Annotated in this window: 28 protein-coding genes; 11 read left to right on the top strand and 17 right to left on the bottom strand. The window is 63.3% G+C overall.

Features of this window, described 5'->3' with window-relative positions; all coding sequences use genetic code 11:
• The first annotated feature begins 22 nt into the window (after window positions 1-22).
• Together JQ641_RS17225 and JQ641_RS17220 are read left to right on the top strand one after the other, a co-directional pair.
• Window positions 23-466, top strand: a complete 444-nt coding sequence (locus JQ641_RS17225) for a MaoC family dehydratase (RefSeq protein ID WP_211997188.1) — start codon at window positions 23-25, stop codon at window positions 464-466.
• Window positions 463-1149: a DUF429 domain-containing protein gene (locus JQ641_RS17220; protein ID WP_211997187.1), complete on the top strand. Its 687-nt coding sequence runs from the start codon at window positions 463-465 to the stop codon at window positions 1147-1149. Before JQ641_RS17225 ends, JQ641_RS17220 begins: the two co-directional genes overlap by 4 nt.
• 186 nt (window positions 1150-1335) lie before the next feature.
• On the opposite strand, the gene JQ641_RS17215 is transcribed toward JQ641_RS17220, so the two are convergent.
• The 4 genes from JQ641_RS17215 to JQ641_RS17200 form a co-directional block, all read right to left on the bottom strand.
• On the bottom strand, window positions 1336-2286 hold the full coding sequence (locus JQ641_RS17215; RefSeq protein ID WP_211997186.1) for an SH3 domain-containing protein: 951 nt from the start codon (window positions 2284-2286) through the stop codon (window positions 1336-1338).
• A gap of 43 nt (window positions 2287-2329) precedes the next feature.
• Entirely contained in the window at window positions 2330-2626 is a 297-nt protein-coding gene (locus JQ641_RS17210) for a hypothetical protein (RefSeq protein ID WP_192740285.1), read from the bottom strand.
• Window positions 2627-2790: 164 nt separating this feature from the next.
• On the bottom strand, window positions 2791-3345 hold the full coding sequence (locus JQ641_RS17205; protein WP_211997185.1) for an inner membrane-spanning protein YciB: 555 nt from the start codon (window positions 3343-3345) through the stop codon (window positions 2791-2793).
• 45 nt (window positions 3346-3390) lie between these two features.
• Window positions 3391-3969: a hypothetical protein gene (locus JQ641_RS17200; protein ID WP_211997184.1), complete on the bottom strand. Its 579-nt coding sequence runs from the start codon at window positions 3967-3969 to the stop codon at window positions 3391-3393.
• Between JQ641_RS17200 and JQ641_RS17195 the strand changes: the two genes are divergently transcribed.
• The gene (locus JQ641_RS17195) at window positions 3968-4111 is read left to right on the top strand and encodes a hypothetical protein (RefSeq protein WP_211997183.1); all 144 of its coding nucleotides are present in this window, start codon (window positions 3968-3970) and stop codon (window positions 4109-4111) included. The genes JQ641_RS17200 and JQ641_RS17195 overlap by 2 nt on opposite strands.
• Before the next feature lie 9 nt (window positions 4112-4120).
• Here JQ641_RS17195 and JQ641_RS17190 read toward each other — a convergent pair whose 3' ends face one another.
• Both JQ641_RS17190 and JQ641_RS17185 read right to left on the bottom strand, forming a co-directional pair.
• Window positions 4121-4525: an MAPEG family protein gene (locus JQ641_RS17190; protein ID WP_211997182.1), complete on the bottom strand. Its 405-nt coding sequence runs from the start codon at window positions 4523-4525 to the stop codon at window positions 4121-4123.
• A 149-nt stretch (window positions 4526-4674) separates the two neighbouring features.
• A complete protein-coding gene (locus JQ641_RS17185) occupies window positions 4675-6078 on the bottom strand; it encodes a carotenoid oxygenase family protein (RefSeq protein ID WP_211997181.1) in 1404 nt (467 codons plus the stop codon).
• Window positions 6079-6201: 123 nt separating this feature from the next.
• Here JQ641_RS17185 and JQ641_RS17180 point away from each other — a divergent pair, with 123 nt between their 5' ends.
• Together JQ641_RS17180 and JQ641_RS17175 are read left to right on the top strand one after the other, a co-directional pair.
• Window positions 6202-6930, top strand: coding sequence for a TetR/AcrR family transcriptional regulator (locus JQ641_RS17180; RefSeq protein ID WP_211997180.1), 729 nt, complete (start codon window positions 6202-6204; stop codon window positions 6928-6930).
• 126 nt (window positions 6931-7056) lie between these two features.
• Window positions 7057-8925 (top strand): dihydroxy-acid dehydratase domain-containing protein, encoded by a 1869-nt coding sequence (locus JQ641_RS17175; RefSeq protein WP_211997179.1) that lies wholly within the window; start codon window positions 7057-7059, stop codon window positions 8923-8925.
• A 53-nt stretch (window positions 8926-8978) separates the two neighbouring features.
• Here JQ641_RS17175 and JQ641_RS37985 read toward each other — a convergent pair whose 3' ends face one another.
• Window positions 8979-9791, bottom strand: a complete 813-nt coding sequence (locus JQ641_RS37985) for a hypothetical protein (RefSeq protein WP_249150515.1) — start codon at window positions 9789-9791, stop codon at window positions 8979-8981.
• On the opposite strand from JQ641_RS37985, the gene JQ641_RS37980 reads away from it, so the two are divergent.
• Window positions 9774-10169 (top strand): hypothetical protein, encoded by a 396-nt coding sequence (locus JQ641_RS37980; protein ID WP_249150514.1) that lies wholly within the window; start codon window positions 9774-9776, stop codon window positions 10167-10169. The genes JQ641_RS37985 and JQ641_RS37980 overlap by 18 nt on opposite strands.
• Before the next feature lie 456 nt (window positions 10170-10625).
• Here the strand turns inward: JQ641_RS37980 and JQ641_RS17165 are convergent, their stop codons facing one another.
• On the bottom strand, window positions 10626-11243 hold the full coding sequence (locus tag JQ641_RS17165; RefSeq protein WP_249150513.1) for a hypothetical protein: 618 nt from the start codon (window positions 11241-11243) through the stop codon (window positions 10626-10628).
• Between the two features lie 193 nt (window positions 11244-11436).
• Between JQ641_RS17165 and JQ641_RS17160 the strand changes: the two genes are divergently transcribed.
• The gene (locus tag JQ641_RS17160) at window positions 11437-12171 is read left to right on the top strand and encodes an SET domain-containing protein (protein WP_211997177.1); all 735 of its coding nucleotides are present in this window, start codon (window positions 11437-11439) and stop codon (window positions 12169-12171) included.
• An 83-nt stretch (window positions 12172-12254) separates the two neighbouring features.
• Here the strand turns inward: JQ641_RS17160 and JQ641_RS17155 are convergent, their stop codons facing one another.
• Together JQ641_RS17155 and JQ641_RS17150 are read right to left on the bottom strand one after the other, a co-directional pair.
• Window positions 12255-12545: a DUF6522 family protein gene (locus JQ641_RS17155; RefSeq protein ID WP_211997176.1), complete on the bottom strand. Its 291-nt coding sequence runs from the start codon at window positions 12543-12545 to the stop codon at window positions 12255-12257.
• Window positions 12542-12976, bottom strand: a complete 435-nt coding sequence (locus JQ641_RS17150; RefSeq protein WP_211997175.1) for an RrF2 family transcriptional regulator — start codon at window positions 12974-12976, stop codon at window positions 12542-12544. Before JQ641_RS17150 ends, JQ641_RS17155 begins: the two co-directional genes overlap by 4 nt.
• A gap of 85 nt (window positions 12977-13061) precedes the next feature.
• Here JQ641_RS17150 and JQ641_RS17145 point away from each other — a divergent pair, with 85 nt between their 5' ends.
• Window positions 13062-13523: a group III truncated hemoglobin gene (locus JQ641_RS17145; RefSeq protein ID WP_211997174.1), complete on the top strand. Its 462-nt coding sequence runs from the start codon at window positions 13062-13064 to the stop codon at window positions 13521-13523.
• The gene (locus tag JQ641_RS38485) at window positions 13520-13654 is read left to right on the top strand and encodes a hypothetical protein (protein WP_283815204.1); all 135 of its coding nucleotides are present in this window, start codon (window positions 13520-13522) and stop codon (window positions 13652-13654) included. Before JQ641_RS17145 ends, JQ641_RS38485 begins: the two co-directional genes overlap by 4 nt.
• A gap of 26 nt (window positions 13655-13680) precedes the next feature.
• On the opposite strand, the gene JQ641_RS17140 is transcribed toward JQ641_RS38485, so the two are convergent.
• The 7 genes from JQ641_RS17140 to JQ641_RS17110 all read right to left on the bottom strand — a co-directional run bounded on the left by JQ641_RS17140 (window position 13681) and on the right by JQ641_RS17110 (window position 16638).
• The gene (locus JQ641_RS17140; protein WP_211997173.1) at window positions 13681-14124 is read right to left on the bottom strand and encodes a DUF1801 domain-containing protein; all 444 of its coding nucleotides are present in this window, start codon (window positions 14122-14124) and stop codon (window positions 13681-13683) included.
• Window positions 14125-14197: 73 nt separating this feature from the next.
• Complete coding sequence (locus tag JQ641_RS17135) at window positions 14198-14674, bottom strand: DUF1801 domain-containing protein (protein WP_211997172.1); 477 nt, start codon at window positions 14672-14674, stop codon at window positions 14198-14200.
• Between the two features lie 9 nt (window positions 14675-14683).
• Window positions 14684-14902: a hypothetical protein gene (locus tag JQ641_RS17130; protein ID WP_211997171.1), complete on the bottom strand. Its 219-nt coding sequence runs from the start codon at window positions 14900-14902 to the stop codon at window positions 14684-14686.
• 54 nt (window positions 14903-14956) lie between these two features.
• Complete coding sequence (locus JQ641_RS17125) at window positions 14957-15385, bottom strand: SRPBCC family protein (protein WP_211997170.1); 429 nt, start codon at window positions 15383-15385, stop codon at window positions 14957-14959.
• Window positions 15382-15705, bottom strand: a complete 324-nt coding sequence (locus JQ641_RS17120; protein ID WP_192740300.1) for an ArsR/SmtB family transcription factor — start codon at window positions 15703-15705, stop codon at window positions 15382-15384. The genes JQ641_RS17125 and JQ641_RS17120 overlap by 4 nt, the downstream gene beginning before the upstream one ends.
• Before the next feature lie 284 nt (window positions 15706-15989).
• Window positions 15990-16388: a hypothetical protein gene (locus JQ641_RS17115; RefSeq protein ID WP_211997169.1), complete on the bottom strand. Its 399-nt coding sequence runs from the start codon at window positions 16386-16388 to the stop codon at window positions 15990-15992.
• 40 nt (window positions 16389-16428) lie between these two features.
• Complete coding sequence (locus JQ641_RS17110; protein ID WP_249150512.1) at window positions 16429-16638, bottom strand: hypothetical protein; 210 nt, start codon at window positions 16636-16638, stop codon at window positions 16429-16431.
• A gap of 101 nt (window positions 16639-16739) precedes the next feature.
• Between JQ641_RS17110 and JQ641_RS17105 the strand changes: the two genes are divergently transcribed.
• Both JQ641_RS17105 and JQ641_RS17100 read left to right on the top strand, forming a co-directional pair.
• A complete protein-coding gene (locus JQ641_RS17105; protein WP_211997168.1) occupies window positions 16740-17561 on the top strand; it encodes a helix-turn-helix domain-containing protein in 822 nt (273 codons plus the stop codon).
• 136 nt (window positions 17562-17697) lie between these two features.
• The gene (locus JQ641_RS17100) at window positions 17698-18510 is read left to right on the top strand and encodes a helix-turn-helix domain-containing protein (RefSeq protein ID WP_211997167.1); all 813 of its coding nucleotides are present in this window, start codon (window positions 17698-17700) and stop codon (window positions 18508-18510) included.
• The last annotated feature ends 197 nt before the right edge of the window (window positions 18511-18707 follow it).

The following is an 18707-nucleotide window of genomic DNA, read 5'->3' as shown; positions in this document are numbered from 1 at the left end:
CCGGATTGTGAGCGAGGGTGCGATGGTCGAATGGTTCGAGGACCTGAAGCTCGGGATGCGCTTCAAGAGCGACGGAGTGACGGTGTCGAAGGACGACATCATTCGCTTCGCGACCGAGTATGACCCGCAGCCATTTCACCTCGACGAGGAGGCGGCGAAGAATACCATACTTGGCGGCCTCGCCGCTTCCGGGTGGCACACGGCGGCCATTGCGATGCGGCTCGCCTCGAGTTGTCGTCCATTCGGACCGCATCCGCTGTTTGGCGCTGGCGTCGACGATCTGCGCTGGCTGAAGCCGGTGCGGCCCGGCGACACCATTCATCTTGAAGGGGAATTGGTCGAACTGGTGCCTTCACGCTCGAAGCCGCATGGCGTCGCTCGCATCAAATGGACGGCCTATAATCAACGCGGCGAGGCGGTCTACGCATTCAATCCGATTGCGATCGTGCCAAGCCGGCCGAAGTGAGCGGGGGCGGGAGCTGCCGAGCTGTCGGCCTCGATGGATTCAGCAACGGCTGGGTCGCAGTGCGTCTTGAAGGCGGCACACACGAAGTTTCCTTCCATCGCGACGTCTCGGAAGCGTTGTCGCGCCCGTTCGACCGGGCAGGGATCGATATCCCCATCGGCATGGTCGATGACGGCGAGCGCGCCTGTGATCTGCTCGCCCGCGACAAATTGCGTCCGCACACCTCACGTGTTTTCACGGGCGCGCGGCGCTGGATTTGGCAAGACTTCAACAATCCCGACGAAGCGAACAGGGAATGCCTGCGGCGCGGCCAGAAGCGAATATCGCGCCAGCTCTGGCATCTCGGACCGAAGATCATGGAGGTAGATGCGTTCCGGCGTGCGCATCGCGCGCTTGATGTCCGCGAGGTCCATCCCGAACTGGTGTTTCTCCGCTTGAACGCAAACAGACCCTTGCCGTCGAAGAAATCCGAGGAAGGAGATTCGCTTCGTCGGATGTTGCTCAAGCGGAGCGGGCTTGGCGATATCGAGCAATGGCTGGGCAAGGCGCGGATCGGCACCGGCGCGAAGCGTGACGATGTGCTGGACGCCTGCGCCGTGGCGATTGCCGCGCGCGAACCCGCAGGCAGCGTCGGATCGCCGTCACCGGACGCCCACGGCCTGCCGATGCAAATCTGGTTCTAGCGGCGCTGGCGTCTCACTTGTCGTCCCGGCGAAGGCCGGGACCCATACGCCGCGGCAGTCGTTGTTTTGCTCGATGGTCGACGACTTTCTTTCAACAACAGCCGACCGGGGTTATGGGTCCCGGCTCAAGGCCGGGACGACAGCGGTGGGTGTTGCATCCATCGCGGTTAGTTCGCTCGCACCCCTTCAACTGCAATTCGTGACTTGGCTGGAGCACAGGCTGCGCCACCAGCCGCGCACGCCGTCCTGGCTTTCGACGAGGCCCCAATAGCCGCTGCAGGCGAGGAGCCGCTTCGGGCCGCCGTCGGTGTCGAGCGTGCCGCCAAGCTTGCGCTGGGCTTGTGTCCACTTTGCATCGGCGAATGGGGCCTGAAACAGCCCGCCCATGCGCGTGCCGCCATTGGCGTAATTCGCGCCAACCTTGCTTGCGGCGACCCAGCCGCGGCCGGCATAGGGCTTTGGCGCGTTGCGCGGATATTTCTTCTCGTCCTCATATTCCTTGCCGGGCGGCGTCGCGCCCTCGATCAGGAACCAGCCGTCCTTGAAGCCGATGATGCGGAATTCGGTCAGCCAACCGTCTTCGGGTGTGTTCTCACTACCACCCATCTTCAGGCGATAGGGCGGCGGCAGCGTGCCGAGCACGCGCGATTTCACCGAAGGTTCGGCGCGGACGTTGAGGCCTTTTGGATCGCGATCCTCCGACCATGCGCCGAGACTGCAGGGCTCGGTACCGTCAGGCAGCGTCGCGCGCTTGGCCGCGAGTTCGGCGTGCGATTTTGCGAACTCGCTTTCCTGACCGTCAGGATCGGTCATCGTGGTGTCGCGGTTGCCGCGCGTGGCGTCGCTGCGCGGCTTCAATTCCGCCGACAATGCGCGGCCATCCTTGTCGAGCTTGACGACGAGCACCTGGCGGGCTGCGAACACGCTGGCAGGGGATTTGGGGTCGTTCGCGCCTGCTGGATAGACCGCGAGATATCCGGTCATCTCTGTGGTGCGGTAGGCTTCGCCCGCGACATAGCCGGCCGGCACCAGCGCCAGCGCGCTGGCGCGCCATGCCGGCTCGGGCTCGGATTGTGCGATCGCCGCCGTCACCAGGAAGGCGACGACGGCGATTGAAAGCAGTGCAGTCTTTTGCATGGATCGAATGGTGAGGGAGCCAACGCACTCCCTCATTTCGCGATCAGGCCCGAGTGCCCGTGAACGGGAAGCTGCCCATCGGGCCGATGCCCATTTCGCCGGACATGCTGTCGCCGGACACCTTTCCAATAAACTCGAGGGTCAACGGCATCGGGTTGGTGATCGAGACCTTCCAGTTGACGGCGTCGCCGCTGATGGTGCCGTCGAAGATTTCGGCGGAATTCCCATCGGCGCCCTGCGTGCCGGTCAGCGTACCGCCAGAGGCCAACAACGTCAGCGTCGCCTTGCGCTCGCCCATCGGCGTGGTCATGACGATATCCCAGTTTCCGTCAACGGCCATCTTGGTCTCCCCAATACATTTCCCAGCAACCGGAATGGTTCTGAGTTCTCCCGGCGGCGGTATAACCCATCTTGCCGCGCAAGCCCAACCCTGTAGCCTTTTTTTGACGCGTTTTCTTGACGCGAACCGGTACCCACTTCGCTTGAAAACGCTTTGTCTACGGGTTACGCGCGGGCGGCCGCGCGGATGCGGCTGCCGACCAGGACGCGGAACGCGACATATTGCACGGCGAACAGAGCAATCTTGGCACCGATCAGCACGACGGTCACATAGAACGTCCACAGCTTCATGTCGCCGGTCATGGCGACGCCGATGGTGCCGGCGGCGAGCAGGAAGCACAGCCCGGCCCAGACGTAGCCTGCGGCAGTGACATATTCCGGAATGGTCTGGGTCACGATCGGCGGCATATAGCGCAGCATCCAGCCGCGCTTGAGCATGATGAGGCCGATCGCAAAATGCCCGATCGCGGGTTTCGCCAGCACGAAGCGGGGATCGTGCGTCAGCAGCGTAGCGCCGCCGAGCACGATCACGAGCCCGAGGCTGGCCCAAGTCATGTAGCCGAGCTCCTTGCCCTTGATGCGGGAGTAGATCACCTGGCCGATGGCGCCTGCGATCGCAACCCCGGTCGCCAGCAACACGTTGTCGGTCGCGAGATAGATCGCGATGAACACGATGGTGGAGAAAAAGTCGGCGCCTAATCTTGCGAATACGTCTTTCATCGCGCTGCTTTCTGTTGAATGCGGTGGCTCGGTGAGATCGATATCTTAGTGCGTGCCGGGCAAGGCGTTGGCGGGCGGGGTGCCATACTTCGCCTTGCGGTATTCCGGGTACCATTTGGTGAAAAAGGCCGCGCTGTTGCGTGCGGCAAATGCGACCAGCAATCCCGACCACAGCGGCAGGCCCGGCACATAGATCAGCGCGGCATTGCCTGCCATCATCAACAGCATCGCGCCGGTCCACGCCCAGGTGATGATGTAGTTTGCCTTGATGAAGCCCGACAGCTTCGTGGTTTCGGCATCGACCACCTCAAGCGCATATTGCAGCGTGAAGGGTTTGCCGGCCACGATCGAGCCAAGCGTGACGAGGAACATTCCGGCATCGACGGCCAACTTGACGCCGGAGACGCTCAACTGTGGATCGATCAGGGTGACGTAGCTGCCGACCGCGGCGAACACCACCACGGAGCCCGCGCCGAGGATCTTCAGCGAACGGCCGCGCAGCATGTCGTAGGCGATCACCGCGAGACAGATCGCGGCGCCGGCAAACAGGCTGACCGCGGCCGAAGTCACCAGCATCAGCAGGGCGAAGGCGCCGTAGGGGGCGAGGATCAGGAGGATCGTCATGGCAGCCTCTCAGGCTTTATCTTTACATCGTAAAGATACCCTAGGGGCAAGGGCAGGAGTCGTCAAGAAAAATCTTTACAGTGTCAAAATAACGCAAGTTGATAGAAATAATCAAGTGGTGCAATGGGTTATGTGGCGTTGAATGAATGGGCTAGAACGGCCAGAAGCGCGCCAGCGCAAGAAGCGCGGCTGCAAGCAGCACCAGCAGGGTAAGCAGAATGCCGCCGACCCGGCAGATCTGAAACTGCATGGTGCGTGGCCCGACATACATGCCGAGCGGGTGCAGCAGCCGCGCCACCAGCAGCATTCCCATCAGCAGGTGCACCCGCGCGGTCGGCATGCCGGACATTTCCAGTATCGCGACCAGCAGCACGATAACTGGGACATATTCGGCAAAGTTGCCGTGCGCGCGAATGGCGCTGCGCAGCTTGATGTTGTCACCGTCGCCGAACACGACGCGATGACCCCGCCGCAGGCGCGAGACCTGCAGGCCGAGCACCAGATACAGTAGCGCGAGAAGGGCGAGATAGAAGCCGGTGATCGTGGGTATGTGCATGTGTGGGTCCCAGCTTCAAATGCCAAGCCGTCATTCCGGGGCTCGCGAAGCGAGAGCCCGGAATCCATACTCACGATGGTGGTTATGGATTCCGGGCCTGCGCCCAAGAGGGCGCATCCCGGAATGACGAGGTAGTAACCTAAAGCAGTCTATTCCGCGCTCACCCAATTGCCATGGAAACCATCGGGCACGCGATGCCCGAGATGCACCAGCGCCACCGGTCCGGCTTCGACATCCCTGGCGTTGAATACCGCCAGGTCGCTGCGGTTTTCCCGCGCGCGCCAGACGGCGGCGAGCAGCCAGCCATCGCCCTCGGCGGCGTCTTCGCCGCGCTCGACGAACACGGCTTCAGAAATGGTGTCGCCGGCAGGCAGGTGATACTTGCCGAGCCGCTTGCCCTTGCCGTCGACATGCACGATGCCGGACAGCGCGCCGAACATCGGCAGATCGGGATTGGCGCAGGCGTACCAGCCGTGGTTGCTGGCAAGGCCCGCGCGGCGATCGTCGATGCGCGGGAATTCGCCGGTCAAATCGTCGAGATACTCTTGCGTGAAGCGGTCGGTATTCCCCGAGAGGTCGAAGGTCCAGCGGCAATAGCGTGCGCGCGATTTTTCGGGGTCCGTCGGCGAGCCGTCGGGGTGGGTGAACAGCGGCGCTTCCTCGAACTGCATCACGTCGGCGATGATGCGGCCGCCTTCTTCCCACGCGTTCATGACGTGGAACACGTAGCAGCTCTCGGCGCGGAACCAGACGATGTCTTTCGCCGAACCAGTGCGCTTCATGACGCCGACATAGGCGCCTTTCTCCGGCTCCCAGGCGTAAGGCGGCTTGCCGCGCATCGCCCGCTCCATGCTGCCGGTGATGGGCAGGATCGGAAACAGCATGTGATTTTCGGTGACGATGAAGTCGTGCACCATGCTGGCGTAGGGCGACTCAAAACGATCGAACCGCGTCACCACGCCTGACGCGTTGACCGATCCGAACGAGAGGGCAGGGGTCAGCGGGCCCGCGGCGTTGTAGCCGAAGAAGACCATTTCGCCGGTGACCGGATCGACTTTGGGATGCGCTGTAAAGGGGCCTGCGATCGCGCCCTTGTAGTCGCAATAGCCCAGACGCTCCAGGGTACCCGGTTCGATCTCGGTCGGCATATGGCCTTCTTCCAGCGCGAGCAGGCGGCCGCCGTGAAAGATGATGTTGGTGTTGGCGACGCCGCCGTCGTTGGTGACATCGGCGGGTGAGCCCGGCAGCTTGCGGCCGAAGCCGCCGAACAACGCGCGGCCGGCGTCATGCTCGGCCTGCCATTTCGGGGTACGGACCCAGCGGTTGCGATAGCTGGCGCGGCCGTTCTCGAGATGGAAGGCGTGGAGCATGCCGTCGCCGACGAACCAGTGCGCGCCGGGAGCATCGAATTGCGGGTTGGGGCCGTTGCGATAGAGCGTGCCGTTGAGCTCGCGCGGCAATTCGCCGGTCACCTTCAGGAACGGTGCGTCGCATTCCATCGGAATCGGCGCCAGATTGGTCCGCGCCGCGTTGGTCGCCACTTGATCGAGCATCGTCGCTTCCTCCCGATTTTATCTTTACAACGTAAAGATAGGACTACAGGGCATGCCAGCCATCGTCAAGCAAAATCTTTACAGTGTAAAAATTGCGGCTATAAGGATTCGCGAGGGGTTCAAATGGCGAAAACATCAAGAGAAAACAAAGTCGTTCGCACCGTCGCGCGGACGCGCAAGCCGGCAAGGGCGGCTGCCGAACGGCCCGCCGAGCGGCGGCGCAAATCGTCAGGCGATACCCCCTATCATCATGGCGACCTGCGCGAGGCCCTGCTGCAGGCCGCCGAGCGGGTGCTGGAGCGCGACGGGCTGGCGGGGCTGACGCTGCGCGCGGTGGCGCGCGAGGCCGGCGTGTCACATGCCGCACCGACCCATCATTTCGGCGATCTCACCGGCCTCGTCAGCGAACTCGCGGCAATCGGCTTTCGGATGTTCAACGAGGCCATGGTCGCCGCCGGCAACAGCGAAACGCTGCCGATCATGAAGGGGCTGGCAAGCGCCAAAGCCTACGTCGCCTATGCCCAGGCGCATCCCGGCATGTACGGCGTGATGTTCCGCAGCGCACGGCTGGATTATTCGCGTCCCTCGCTGCATGAGGCTTCCGATGCCGCGTTCGCAGGGCTGACCCGCGGTGTCGGCGCCAGCCGGCACGAGCAGATTCCAGAGGATGGGTTGTCGCTGGATCAGGCCGCCGCCATCGCGCGCGCCTGGTCGCTGGTGCACGGTTTTACCACGCTGCTGCTCGACGGCCGGCTCACCGGCATTCTGGAGCGGTTGCCCGAGGGCACGTCGGCCGACAAGCTGCTGGACGCGATGCTGCGCGGGTCCGTGCCCCGCCCGCCGGGGGCCTAGGTGGCAGCATACCAGCTATCGGGCATGTGACTTCCGCGTGACTTCCCGCAGGTCGGCGCTCTATAAGGTGCGCCTTAAAGCGTTTCTAATATCGACCAAACGACCCCTGCCGGGAAGGAACTAGCCGTGACAGACTCCAAAGCCGTCCTCATCGACCGCCATCCCGGCCGCACGGCCCAGACCATCGGGATCGCGCGCGTACTCGGGGCCGATCAGGACCTGATCCACGAGCCCTCGGTCGGCGTGGTCGGCACCAAGGGCGACAGCCAGTGCTACATGGGGGTGATGGCGAAGGTCGATGCGATCCACGCCAGCCTCAAGAGCCACGTCGGCAAGGGTGCTGGCCAGATGAAGCTGCGTTTGGTCCAGCCGGAATACACCATCGCCACCTCGGACGGCATCCGCAACGGCACGCGCGAAATGCGCTACTCGCTGATCGGGCGCGAAGTGACGCACGATGCGCTCTGCGAACATCTGGAGGCCACCGGGCTGCTCGGCACCATCGCCGTGGTCGCCTGCGACAAGCCGCCGGTCGGCACGCTGGCCGCGCTGCTCGAGCACAATCAGCCCGCGATCATCATGTCTGATGGAGCGATCCATCCCGGCACCGATCCGAACACCGGCGAGAAGCTCGACATCGTCAGCGCCTACCAGGTCGCCGGCAACCCCGATGCGGAATACCGCCACCACATTGCCTGCCATGCCTGTCCCGGCTACGGCAGCTGCGGCGGCATGTTCACCTACAACACCATGCAGACCTTCATCGGCGTCGTCGGGATGCAGCCGCTGCACATGGTGGCGCCGCCGTCCGACGATCCCCGCCGCCTCAAGGAGTTTCCGGACCAGCTGGTCGGCTACCTCGCGCAGATGATCGCGAAGGGGCTCAAGCCGCGCGACATCGTGGTGCGCGACTCGATCCGCAACGCCGTCATCGTCGCGATGGCGATCGGCGGCTCGACCAACGTCACGCTGCATGCGCCGGAGATCGCGCGGGCCGCAGGCTTTGCCGACTTCTGGAAAGAAGTCATGACGCCGGCCGAGTTCAATCATCTGTCGCAATACGTCGTGCCTGTCCTCACCGATGCCCGGCCGTACGGCAAATATTCGATGGTCGATATCGACGCCGTCGGCGGCGTGCAGGTGATCGTCCGCGAGCTCCTGGAAGCCGGACTGCTCAACGGCGACGTGATGACCTGCACCGGCGAAACGCTGGCCGAACAGGTCAAGCGCCTCGAAACCAAACCCGCCGACGGCACTGTCATCTACACCGTGGCAAAACCCTACAAGCCGACCGGGGGCCTGCGCGTTCTCGGCGGCAATCTGTCGCCGGAATTTTCCGCCATTCTGAAACTGGCGGGCGTCGAAGGTGGGCTGGAAAACAACCTGTTCCGCGGCAGAGCGCGCGTGTTCGAAGGCGAGCGGGGACTGCTCGAGGCGCTCGACAAGACGCCCGACCTTTTCCAGAACAACGACATGATCATCGTGCGCTACGAGGGTCCGAGCGGCGCGCCCGGCATGCCGGAAATGCTCGATCCCACCTCGCGCATCACCACGCTGTGCCGCGAGCGCGGCATCGTGGTCGCGCTGATGACCGATGCGCGGTTCTCCGGCGGATCGGTCGGCCTCGTCATCGGCCATGTCGGCCCGGAAGCCGGCCTCGGCGGGCCCATCGCCTTCGTCGAGGACGGCGACGAGATCATCGCGGATCTCAACAAGAACGAACTCAACTGCACGGCGCTGGCGGATCCTGCGGTCCTGAAGGCGCGCAAGGCGGCCTGGGACAAGGTGGTGGCGGCCAATGGCGGCCTGCACCCGAACTGCGGCGTCGCGGACACCCGCCTGTTGCACCGCGCGCGGCTCTCTGCCGTGCCGGCCACCCGTGGCGGCGGCCTGCACCCCAACCGCGAGGTCTGGGTGCGCGAGCAGCGCGAGGCCACACGCTCGGGCTTCGTGCCGAAGAACAAGCACCGGCCGGACGCCGCAAAGGCGTTTTAGCAAGCGGCGATTGGATGTGCTGGAAGCCGCGCCCTCCGGGGCGCGGAAGGCGCTCAACCTATTCGGTTGAGGGTGCCTCTGATGCTCGTGAACATCTCGCCGATGTTCTTGCGCATTGAATCGAGCTTCTGAAAATCTTCAAAAATCCTGGAAATTCTCGCGTCGAGCTCGGTCTTGTTGGTGGCGATCGCCTCCACGCGCGAGGCAAGTCCTTCATCACCCTTCAGCTCGATCTCGCTGAGCGTCTTGCTCAGTATCGCGTGACCGATATTCACTTCGGCGATCAATGCCTCGATGCCGTAGACCGGGCCTTGCAACGGTGCCAGTCCGGCCTGCGACGTCGCCAGTTCCTCCTTGAACTGGCCCAGCGTCGCCGAAAAATCCTGCAAGTTCCTGAGGCGCAATCGGCAATCGACGATGAATTCGTTCAGCGCGTTCTGGCGGTCGAGCAGGCTGGCGCCGCTGGAATCCGTCTCGATCGCCGCAAGTGAGCGCTCCAGATGCGTCCGACGTTCCCTGAGCTCTTCCAGGTCCAGGCGAATAGCGTCCAGAATATGGAAGCAATCATCAATGTGCGCGACCCGCTGCTCGATCTCGACTTTGTTCTTCGAGAGGCTCTCGACCCGCAGACTGAGCTTTTCATGCCCGCTGGATTCGAGTTCATCCAGCATCCTGGTCAACTGGTCGCCGGAAGAGCGCAGCTCGGTGATGAGGGCGTTGATCCCGGTTTCCGGCGTGCGGACAGGTACAAGCTCTGCGTGGGTCTTGGCCAGCTCTTCCTTGAAGCGGTTGAGCGTTGCCAGCGACTGCTGCAGCACGCCATGACGGTTGTGAATCGCGGATACGCTTTGGTCCAGTTCGCCCACGCGATCGCCGAGATTTTTCTTGTTGTCGTCGGTCTCGAGCTCGGTGAGCCACCGGTCGAGCTGACGCAGCCGGTCCTTCAATTCGCTGAATACCGGCTCGGCAACGCGCCGCTTCTCCGACACGACGCCGACCGTCTCGCGAAGGGCCTGCTGGCGGCGCCGGATCTCTTCAAGCCGCTCATGGAGATCGACGGAATCGTACCGGCTCTGCTGTTCGGCTACCCGCTTTTCAGTGTCCGCGAGCGTCGTCTGAAGCGATACGATGGCTTCCTCGGGGTCGCTCTTGGCGAGAGACTGGACCGACGAGTCGAATCCGGCTTGCGCGCCATGCGCGGCCAGAACGCCTTGTCGCAGGCCCCTGAGGCGGTCCCGCAATAACTTGTTCTGGCGCGCCAGAACGTAAGCCTGCCAGACGGATGAGCCGATCAGCGCTAGCGTAGTCAGCATGATGGCGCCGAGCGCGAACCGCTGGGGACCTGGCAACGCCGATAGCTGAACCGATATTTGGGCTGGATCGAGTCCCAATGTCGCGCCTGCAAAAAACGCGCAAGCGCTGAACAGCACTATCCAGGCGATGATCGGAAACCACATACCGCGATCTAATCAGACTGTGTCGTAATCGATTGAAGGGGTGTTTTTTGAGGGCAAGCCGGGTTGGATGCCCGTTTCCGCAAATCCACGTCCCCCTTTTGGTCGGGAACCATAACGGCTTTTGAGGCCCTGCGGTAGTCTTACAGCGCCGGCACACGCGACTTGGCGCCGCAACCCGGGCGCGTGCATGGAGAGAAGGCCGGTGGGGTCGCGTGTCAGAACGGCGCCGGGCGCCGTCATCCGCTAGCGCTTCGCCATGCTGACGGCGCGGCCGGTCACGCCGATCACCTTCACTTCGTCCTTGCCGCACGTAAAACTGCGCGCGAGCTCGTCGGCGGCCTTGCGGGCGAGTTCGTTGGGATTTGGGTTGGCCTGCGCGTCGATATAGGCGACGTGGCAGACGGCGCCGGGCGGCAGCCTGGTCACCGCCAGCATCGGCTTGGCGGTGGGGCGGCCTTCCTTGTCCGGATCGCTGTTGTCGGCGATGTGCCAGCGCTGGATGATCGCGAACGCCTTGCCGTCCACCGCCCGCCATTCGACGGTGTTGGTGGTCGAGTTGAACGGGCCGAACCAGCCTTGCGCGGCCGGCTCCTTGGCCGCCGCGGCCCGGTTGCGGCCGACCGAGACGGTTTCGCGTAAGTCGCCTTCGCTGATCAGCACCACCAGGCCCGCCGTGCCGGGGCAGACCCGCGTCGTGCTGCCGTCAAGCTCGCTGGGCTTGCCGATCATGCGGCAATCCTTCGGCGCCGTGGACGTATAGAGGCTGCTGAATGTCTGGGCATATGCCGGTGAAAACTGGCCGAGTACGGTGGCTGCTGCGCCGGCCAATGCCGTCAAATGCAGAATGCGGAGGCGTTTCATCGCTTGGCGTCCCCTGACGTCCCCTTGAGGTCCCCTGGGCCCGGGCCTTTGGGGAACCATGACATTGTGACGTGCGCAATCTGGGGAAGGTTCAAGGAAGCCAACCGAAATACCTGACATCGGCGCGGAATCGTCCTAGAAGGGCAGCTTCGCCGTTCCTTTCACTCACCAGCGTGTCAGTAATTCAATCGTCATGGCTACCGTATCTGCGAACAAACCATATCGCGTCGGCCGCTCCCGCACCGGGCTTGGCCTCTTCGCCACCAAACCGATCAAGAAGGGCGCCAAGATCGTCCGCTATTTTGGGCCGCTGCTGGATTCGAAGAAGAAAAAAGACGACGCGATCGAGAACAAATATCTGTTCGAGCTGACCAACCGCTGGACCATCGACGGTTCGGTGCGCGCCAACGTCGCCCGCTATATCAACCATGCGTGCAAGCCGAACGCGGAATCCGACGTCAAGCCGCGCAAGCGCAAAGTTATCATCCGCGCCATCAAGAACATCGAGCCGGGCGACGAGATCAACTACGACTACGGCACCGACTATTTCAAAGCCTATCTGAAGCCGATCGGCTGCAAATGCGCGGCGTGCGAAAAGAAGCGCAAGAAGAAGCGCGCCGAGGCGAGGGCGGAGAAGCTTCGCCTCAAGGCCAAGGCGGAGCGGAAGGCCTTGAAGGAAGCCGAGAAGCAAAAGGCGAAAGCCGCCCGGGCGCGCAAGGCCAAAGCAAAGGCCAAGGAAAAAGACAAGCTGAAGCTGGTCGCCAAGAACGGCACCAAGGCGAATGGGGCCAAGACGAACGGCGCCAGGCTCAACGGCAAGTCCTTGAACGGCAAGGCGCTGAACGGACACGGCCGCAAGGCCCCGACCGCAAAGTCCGGCATTCTGGCAAAGCCGCAGCAGGCTGCGGAAAGCCGCGCGACGGCGTAAACCTGTCCGTCATTCCGGGGCGCGAAGCGAACCCGGAATCTCGAGATTCCGGGTCTGGTCCTTCGGACCATCCCGGAATGACATTATCCGCCCGGCTTCCGCGCCGACTGCGGCAACGACGAATCTCCAAAATCCACCGCCGAGCGCTGAACGATCGCGCCTGACGCATCGACCACGACGCGAAAGCGCCGGTGCTCGGAGAAAAACGTCAGCCGATGCCGGCCCTGATCCGCATCGACGCCGCGCTCGGAAACGCTGGTGATGGTGCCCGCGCGCATGCCTTCCTTGAGCCGCGGCAGCGCGATGCCGAGGCCTTCGGCGACGATCGACGCGTCGATCTCCACTGCGCCATCGGAAAACTCGATCGGCTTCATGCGGCACCTCGCGCCGGGCTCGCTTTGGATCGCGCGGGGTAGGCGCATTCCGCCAGCGTCGTGCCGTCGAGTTCGCGCATGAAGGCTTCGCGCGCGGCGGCGAGCTTTCCCTTCAGGCGGCAGCGCGGCAGCAGGGAGCAACAACCGCCATCCTCGCGAAAACACTCGACCAAGGCTTCGCCTTCCAGCGCGCGCACGACTTCGCCGAGCGTAATCGATTGCGGCGGCCGCGCCAGGGTGAACCCGCCGCCGACGCCGCGTTGGGTCGAAATGAAGCCGCCATCGGCGAGATCCCGCACCACCTTGGCGAGGTGATTGCGCGAGATGCCGAACTCGGCCGCGATCTCGCTGGTGGCGAACGAGCGCGCCGGCTCGCCCGCCAGCCGCATCAGGGCGCGCAGGGCAAAATCGGTGAACGATGTCAGGCGCATGGGAGGCCCTCAAAAATGTGACTTGGCAGATCATCTATAGCAATCTAAATAGGTATTTGAAATACCTATTTAAGGAAAACCGCGAATGACAGGGGCAGAACGGCGTCAGGCGATCACCGCCGAAATCATGGAAAGAACCGGCATCACCGAAGCCATGATCGAACGGCTGGTGCACGGCTTCTACGCAAAAGTCCGCAGCGATCCGATGCTGGCGCCGGTATTCGAGGCGCGCATCACGGATTGGGAGCCGCATCTGCAGCAGATGTGCGCGTTCTGGTCATCGGTGGCGCTGATGTCGGGCCGCTATCACGGCACGCCCATGGTCAAGCATATGCCGCTGCCGGTCGACGCCGGTCATTTCGACCGCTGGCTCGAACTGTTCGAGGCCGCGGCCAGCGAACTCTGTCCACCCGTGGCCGCTGACCATTTTGTCGAACGGGCGCGGCGGATCGCGGCAAGCCTCGAACTTGGAATCGCCAGCGGGCAGGGCGTCATGCTCGCACCCGGCGAGAGATTTCGGCGTAGAGAAACAGGAGCGGTTCAATGACCAACCAGACGCGTGCGATACCTGCCAAGGACCAGGCCGATCCCTATTCCGGCAGCAGCCTCGTCCCGATGCTCGTCATCGGGCTTGTGCTGACATTGGCCGGAATGTTCGCGGCGCTGGTGTTGAGTTAGCCGCGAACGCGTGTAGCCGGACCAGGCTAGCGGGCCTTTTTCTTCGAGCTGTTCAGCGCCGCTGCGGCGCGGATCAGCGTCTTGAAGGCATCCGCATTGATTTCGACGCCCTCATGGATATCGATCGCGCGCCTGGTGTTGCCTTCGAGGCTGGAGTTGAACAGCTTTGACGGGTCCTTGAGCGAAGCGCCCTTGGCGAACGTCAGCTTGACGGCGCTCTTGTAGGTCTCGCCGGTGCAGATGATGCCGTCGTGCGACCAGACCGGAACGCCGCGCCACTTCAACTCCTCGACCACATCAGGCACGGCCTGTTTGATCAGCGCGCGGACACCGGCGAGCGTCTTGCCCCTCCAGTCGCCCAATTCCTTGATCTTGATGTCGATCAGCCGGGAAGGGGACGCGCCTTCGTTTCCTTCCTTCGATGCGCTCTTGCTGATCTTCCTGGTCGCTGTCGCTTTCTTCGCGGTCATTTTCCCTCGTTCCGTTTCGTTAGTTACCACGCGCGGGCTGCTCAATTGGCGTCCGCTCATGGTTGTCCCCCGCTCACATTCGTTCGCCGGGCAATTTGCTCGCCTGCTTCACCCAGGCCGTAAGCTGAGCTTCGTCGAGTTCGTCGTCCTCGTGAATGTCGAGATAACGCACTTCCTTCTGCCTGGATGCGCCGGGAGGCACGGGGCGCAGCGACGTGCCGCGGAAGAACGCCACCTTGACGTATCTCGTGAAGACGTGGATGCCGAGGAACCAGCCTTCTCCCTCGATACCGTATAGCGGCGAGTTCCATTTGACGGCCTTGTACACGCCGGGGAAGGTGCGCGTGATAAGCGCGTCGAGGCGGCGCCCGAGATCGCTTTTCCAGCCCGGCATGGCCGCGATGTAGGCTTGCACCGGCGCGTCGCCGTAGGCCTTGGCGATCTGCGGATTGCCCCCCGACAGCAGCTTCGGCTTCGCGGGGCTCCCTTTTGCGGCGGTTTTCTTTGCGACCTTCTTCGCCGGCTTCCGCGACGTCTTGCTCGCCTTCATGCATACTCCTTATCCCGGTGCGTCACCGCTACGCCACTTGGCGGCATAGGGCAGCGTGAACAAGTACAAACCGCTGAACAGCAGCAGGAAGAGCGGCGGCAGCGCCAGGAAGCCGATCCAGTCGGCATGCGTCCCCATTGCCACGGCGATGAAGTTGATGATGACGGTCACCGTGAAGGCAATGGACAGCCAGCGGTGGACCTGTCGAATCCAGATGTTCCAGTTCAATGGAATCTCCTCTTTGTTATGTGCCTGAATGTTCACGCAAGCCTTAGCCTGGGCTCACTCGCCCCGTTCCAGCATCTGCTCCAGCTTTGCGAAGAACTCCTGCCAGCCCGCCTTGGCGCCGCCATAGGCCTGCGGCTGATCCGGCCGGAAGCCCGACTGCTCCATGCGCAGCAGGGTTCCGGTGCGTGTCGGCGTGAGCGTCCAGGCGACGACGCTCGACAGGTTGTAGGCCGCTTGTTCGTGCTTGAAATTCCAGGTGTAGGTCAGCTTTTTATTCGGCTCGACGGCGAGAACCTCGCAGTCCAGCACGCCGCCCCACTCGCCGCGCAGATTGAAGTTGTGACCCACAACAGGCTTGAAGTCGTTCTTCATCAGCCACTCCTCGATCAAATGCGGTTGCGTCAGCGCGCGCCAGATTTTTTCCGGCGGATGAGGGATTTCGCGTTCGACGACGACGGAGCGTGTTTCGGTCGCAGTGTTCATTGGTCCATCCTTTTGAGGAGATCTTCGAGGTCGTCGAACCGGTTCTGCCAGAAGCCGGCCATCTGGCTGGTCCAGTCGATCAGCGGCGAAAGCGCGCCGAGCTGCGCGCTATAGTGCGTCTGCCGTCCTTCATGGCGGTCGCGCACCAGCCCGGCCTGCTTCAGGACACCGAGATGCTTTGAGACCGCCGGCTGCGAGACGCCGGCGCGCGCCGTCAGGGCCCCGACCGTCTGCTCGCCGTCGCGGCACAGCCGCTCGAAGATCGCCCGCCGCGTTGGATCGGCGAGGGTTCTGAACAGTACGTCATGAACGTTTGGCATCTGGTATCGATAACCCGTTGGCTATGGGTAGACGTATAACCATCGGGATATATGTTAGTCAAGCGGGGAATGGGGAGGGGCCGAACGATTGCGTCAGGAGCAAAGTTCCGCGGCCAATCTGAGCCGCCGAAGGCGGTTGGCGTACCTCGGACAGGATTTGGGTCGGCCCAGAATTACCATACCCCGCTGGTTATGCATCCAGCGCGAGCGCGCCAGCGGCCCACGCGAATTCGCGCCCGATGACAAGAGCCTGTCATCGGGCGCGCCTTCAATTCACATCAAGCTCAGGCGGTCACCGCGCCGCCGCTCTTGCGCAGTCCGATATATTGCAACTCGGCAAACACGCCGGTTGCAATCGCCTGCGCGACGACGAAGAGGATGCCGAGCAGGTTCGGGCTGACCGCGCCCGAGAACAGCAAGGCGATACTGCCCAGCGTCCACGCGGCGTTGCCCACGATCACCAGCAGCACCAGCGCCTTCAACACCGATTGTCGCGTGCCGAGCCAGCCGACCAGCGCGGTGTAGGCGATCAGAAACAGTCCGCTCTCGCGCAGCAGGGCTTCCGGCAGATTGAGGAACGGCGCGAGCACGCCGGCGCCAAGCGTAAGGGCCACCGCCGCTACGCCGCTGAAGACGGCGTCGGCAAGCAGAGCGCGGCTCAGGAATGAAGACGGGTTGATCATAGTTCTCTCCTTTGGTTTGACGGGGTGGGGTGGTTGGGGGTTAGCGGAACCAGGACTGGAACTGACGCCAGCGCCGCATCGGGGACAGCGCCTCGCCGATCCGGTTCTCGATCGTCTGCACCTGCGCAACGACGAAAACGCCGGTGTCGTGCACCAGGGGTTCCGGCATGTTGAGGGAACGGGCCAGCGCCCAGATCGCCAGTCTGTGCAGGGCGCGAACGATGGGCAGAAACAGAGGAAGCATCAGCATGGGTCATCTCCTGTGGCCCTGAAGATGACCCCGTCCGCGACCCAATTCGATTACGTGGGAGGTAATGGAAGCTGAGAAATTCGCATGGTAGGTTTTCCACCATGAACGCACATGCTTCCACGGCGCGAGCCGAACGTCCCCAGCCCGTCCATATCGGCGATCACCTGCGAGAATGGCGGCAGCGCCGCCATCTCAGCCAGCTTGATCTCGCCGGTGATGCCGAGATTTCGGCGCGTCATTTGAGCTTCGTCGAAACCGGCCGCGCCGCGCCGTCACGCGAGATGGTGCTCAAGCTGGCCGAACGCCTGGAGGTGCCCTTGCGCGAACGCAACGTGTTGCTGGTGGCGGCCGGCTTTGCACCCGCCTTTCCGCAGCGCTCGCTCGACGACCCCGCGCTGAAATCGGCGCGGGCCGCGATCGACCTCGTGCTGAAGGCGCACGAACCCAATCCGGCGCTGGCCTATGACCGGCACTGGAATCTGGTGACGGCAAACCGCATGGTGGCGCCGCTGCTCGAGGGCATTCCGGCGCGGCTGCTGGGCCAGCCTTTCAATATCCTGCGGCTGGCCTTCCATCCCGAAGGGTTGGCGCCGCGCACGGTCAATCTCGCCGAATGGAGCAGTCATCTGCTGGAACGGCTGCACCGCCAGTGCGAGGCGACCGCCGATCCCGAGTTGCTAAAGCTCTACGCGGAGCTGAAGGCCTTTCCGATGCCGGCGCGATCCGGCCCGCTCTCGCCGGACAATGTCGCGATTCCCTTCAAGTTTCGGCTCAATGGCGAGGTGCTGAGTTTCATCTCGACCACGATGATCTTTGGAACGCCGGTCGACGTCACGCTCTCCGAACTGGCGCTGGAGACGTTTTTCCCCGCCGACGACCTGACCACGCAGCGGATGCGGGAGATCGCGGCGAGCTTGACGTAGCGTAGGATGGGTGGAGCGAAGCGATACCCATCAGCAAGTGCAGCCTAGGCTACCAAAGTCGATGGGTATCGCTGCGCTCCACCCATCCTACAAAGTTGCGATTTACAGCGCCGTCCGTCCTTCGCATAATCGCCGCATGGACTCTCGCCAGCATGCACCGCTGCCTGCCAATCCCGTCGGCGATCTCCTGCGCGGCTGGCGCACTCGTCGCGCCATGAGCCAGGCCGATCTGGCGTTCGAGGCCGGCATCTCGATCAAGCATTTGAGTTACGTCGAAACCGGCAAGGCGGTGGCGAGCCGCGAGATCCTGCTGCAACTGGCATCCGCGCTTGGCCTGTCGCTGCGCGACCGCAATGCGCTGCTGGAGTCCGGCGGCTTTGCGCGGCAATATGGCGAGCGCGATCTTGCAGCGCCCGAAGTCGCCGACGCCAAACGCGCCATCGATCTGCTGCTGCGCCGGCACGAACCGTTTCCCGCCATCGTCACCGACCGGCGCTGGAACGTGCTGCAGGCCAACGGCGCGGCGACGCGGCTGATGACGATGCTGCTCGGGCCGGAGCGCATGACGCGTCCGCTCAATCACATGCGGATGTTTCTCTCGCCCGACGAGTTGCGGCCCTACGTCGAAAACTGGCCGAAGGTCGCGTCCGCACTGCTGGTCCGCGCCCGCCACGAGGCGATGGCCGCACCGCTCGATCTGGCGCTGCAATCGACCTGGCGCGAATTGTTGAAATTACCCGACCTGCCGCTCGCGCAGTTCGACGAGCACGAAACCCCGGGTCCGCTATGCGAGGTGCGCTTGCGCAAGGGCGATGTCTCGATCGGCCTGATCGGCGCGGTGCTCACGCTCGGCACACCGCAGGACGTCACGCTGCAGGAACTGCGCGTGGAAATGTTCATGCCGGCGGATGAAGCGTCGGAAGCGGCTCTCACCGCGTTGGCGGCGTAGCGCGTGATGAGTTTGGTTGAAGCGGCCCACTCGCACTCTATCGCGTCATCCTGAGGTGCGCGCCCTTGCGCGCCTCGAAGGATGAGAAGCGCCCGTGGCCCATCCTTCGAGGCTCGCTGCGCTCGCACCTCAGAGGCTGTGAATCTATGTGATCTGGCGTGTTTTTTTGTTTGCGGAACCGTGAGTCGAATGATTCG

Origin of the sequence: Bradyrhizobium sp. JYMT SZCCT0180, from assembly GCF_018130165.1 — a bacterium.
Classification (GTDB): Bacteria; Pseudomonadota; Alphaproteobacteria; order Rhizobiales; family Xanthobacteraceae; genus Bradyrhizobium.
Note: the sequence above shows the minus strand (reverse complement) of the source record. Positions and strands in the feature narration are given on the sequence as shown.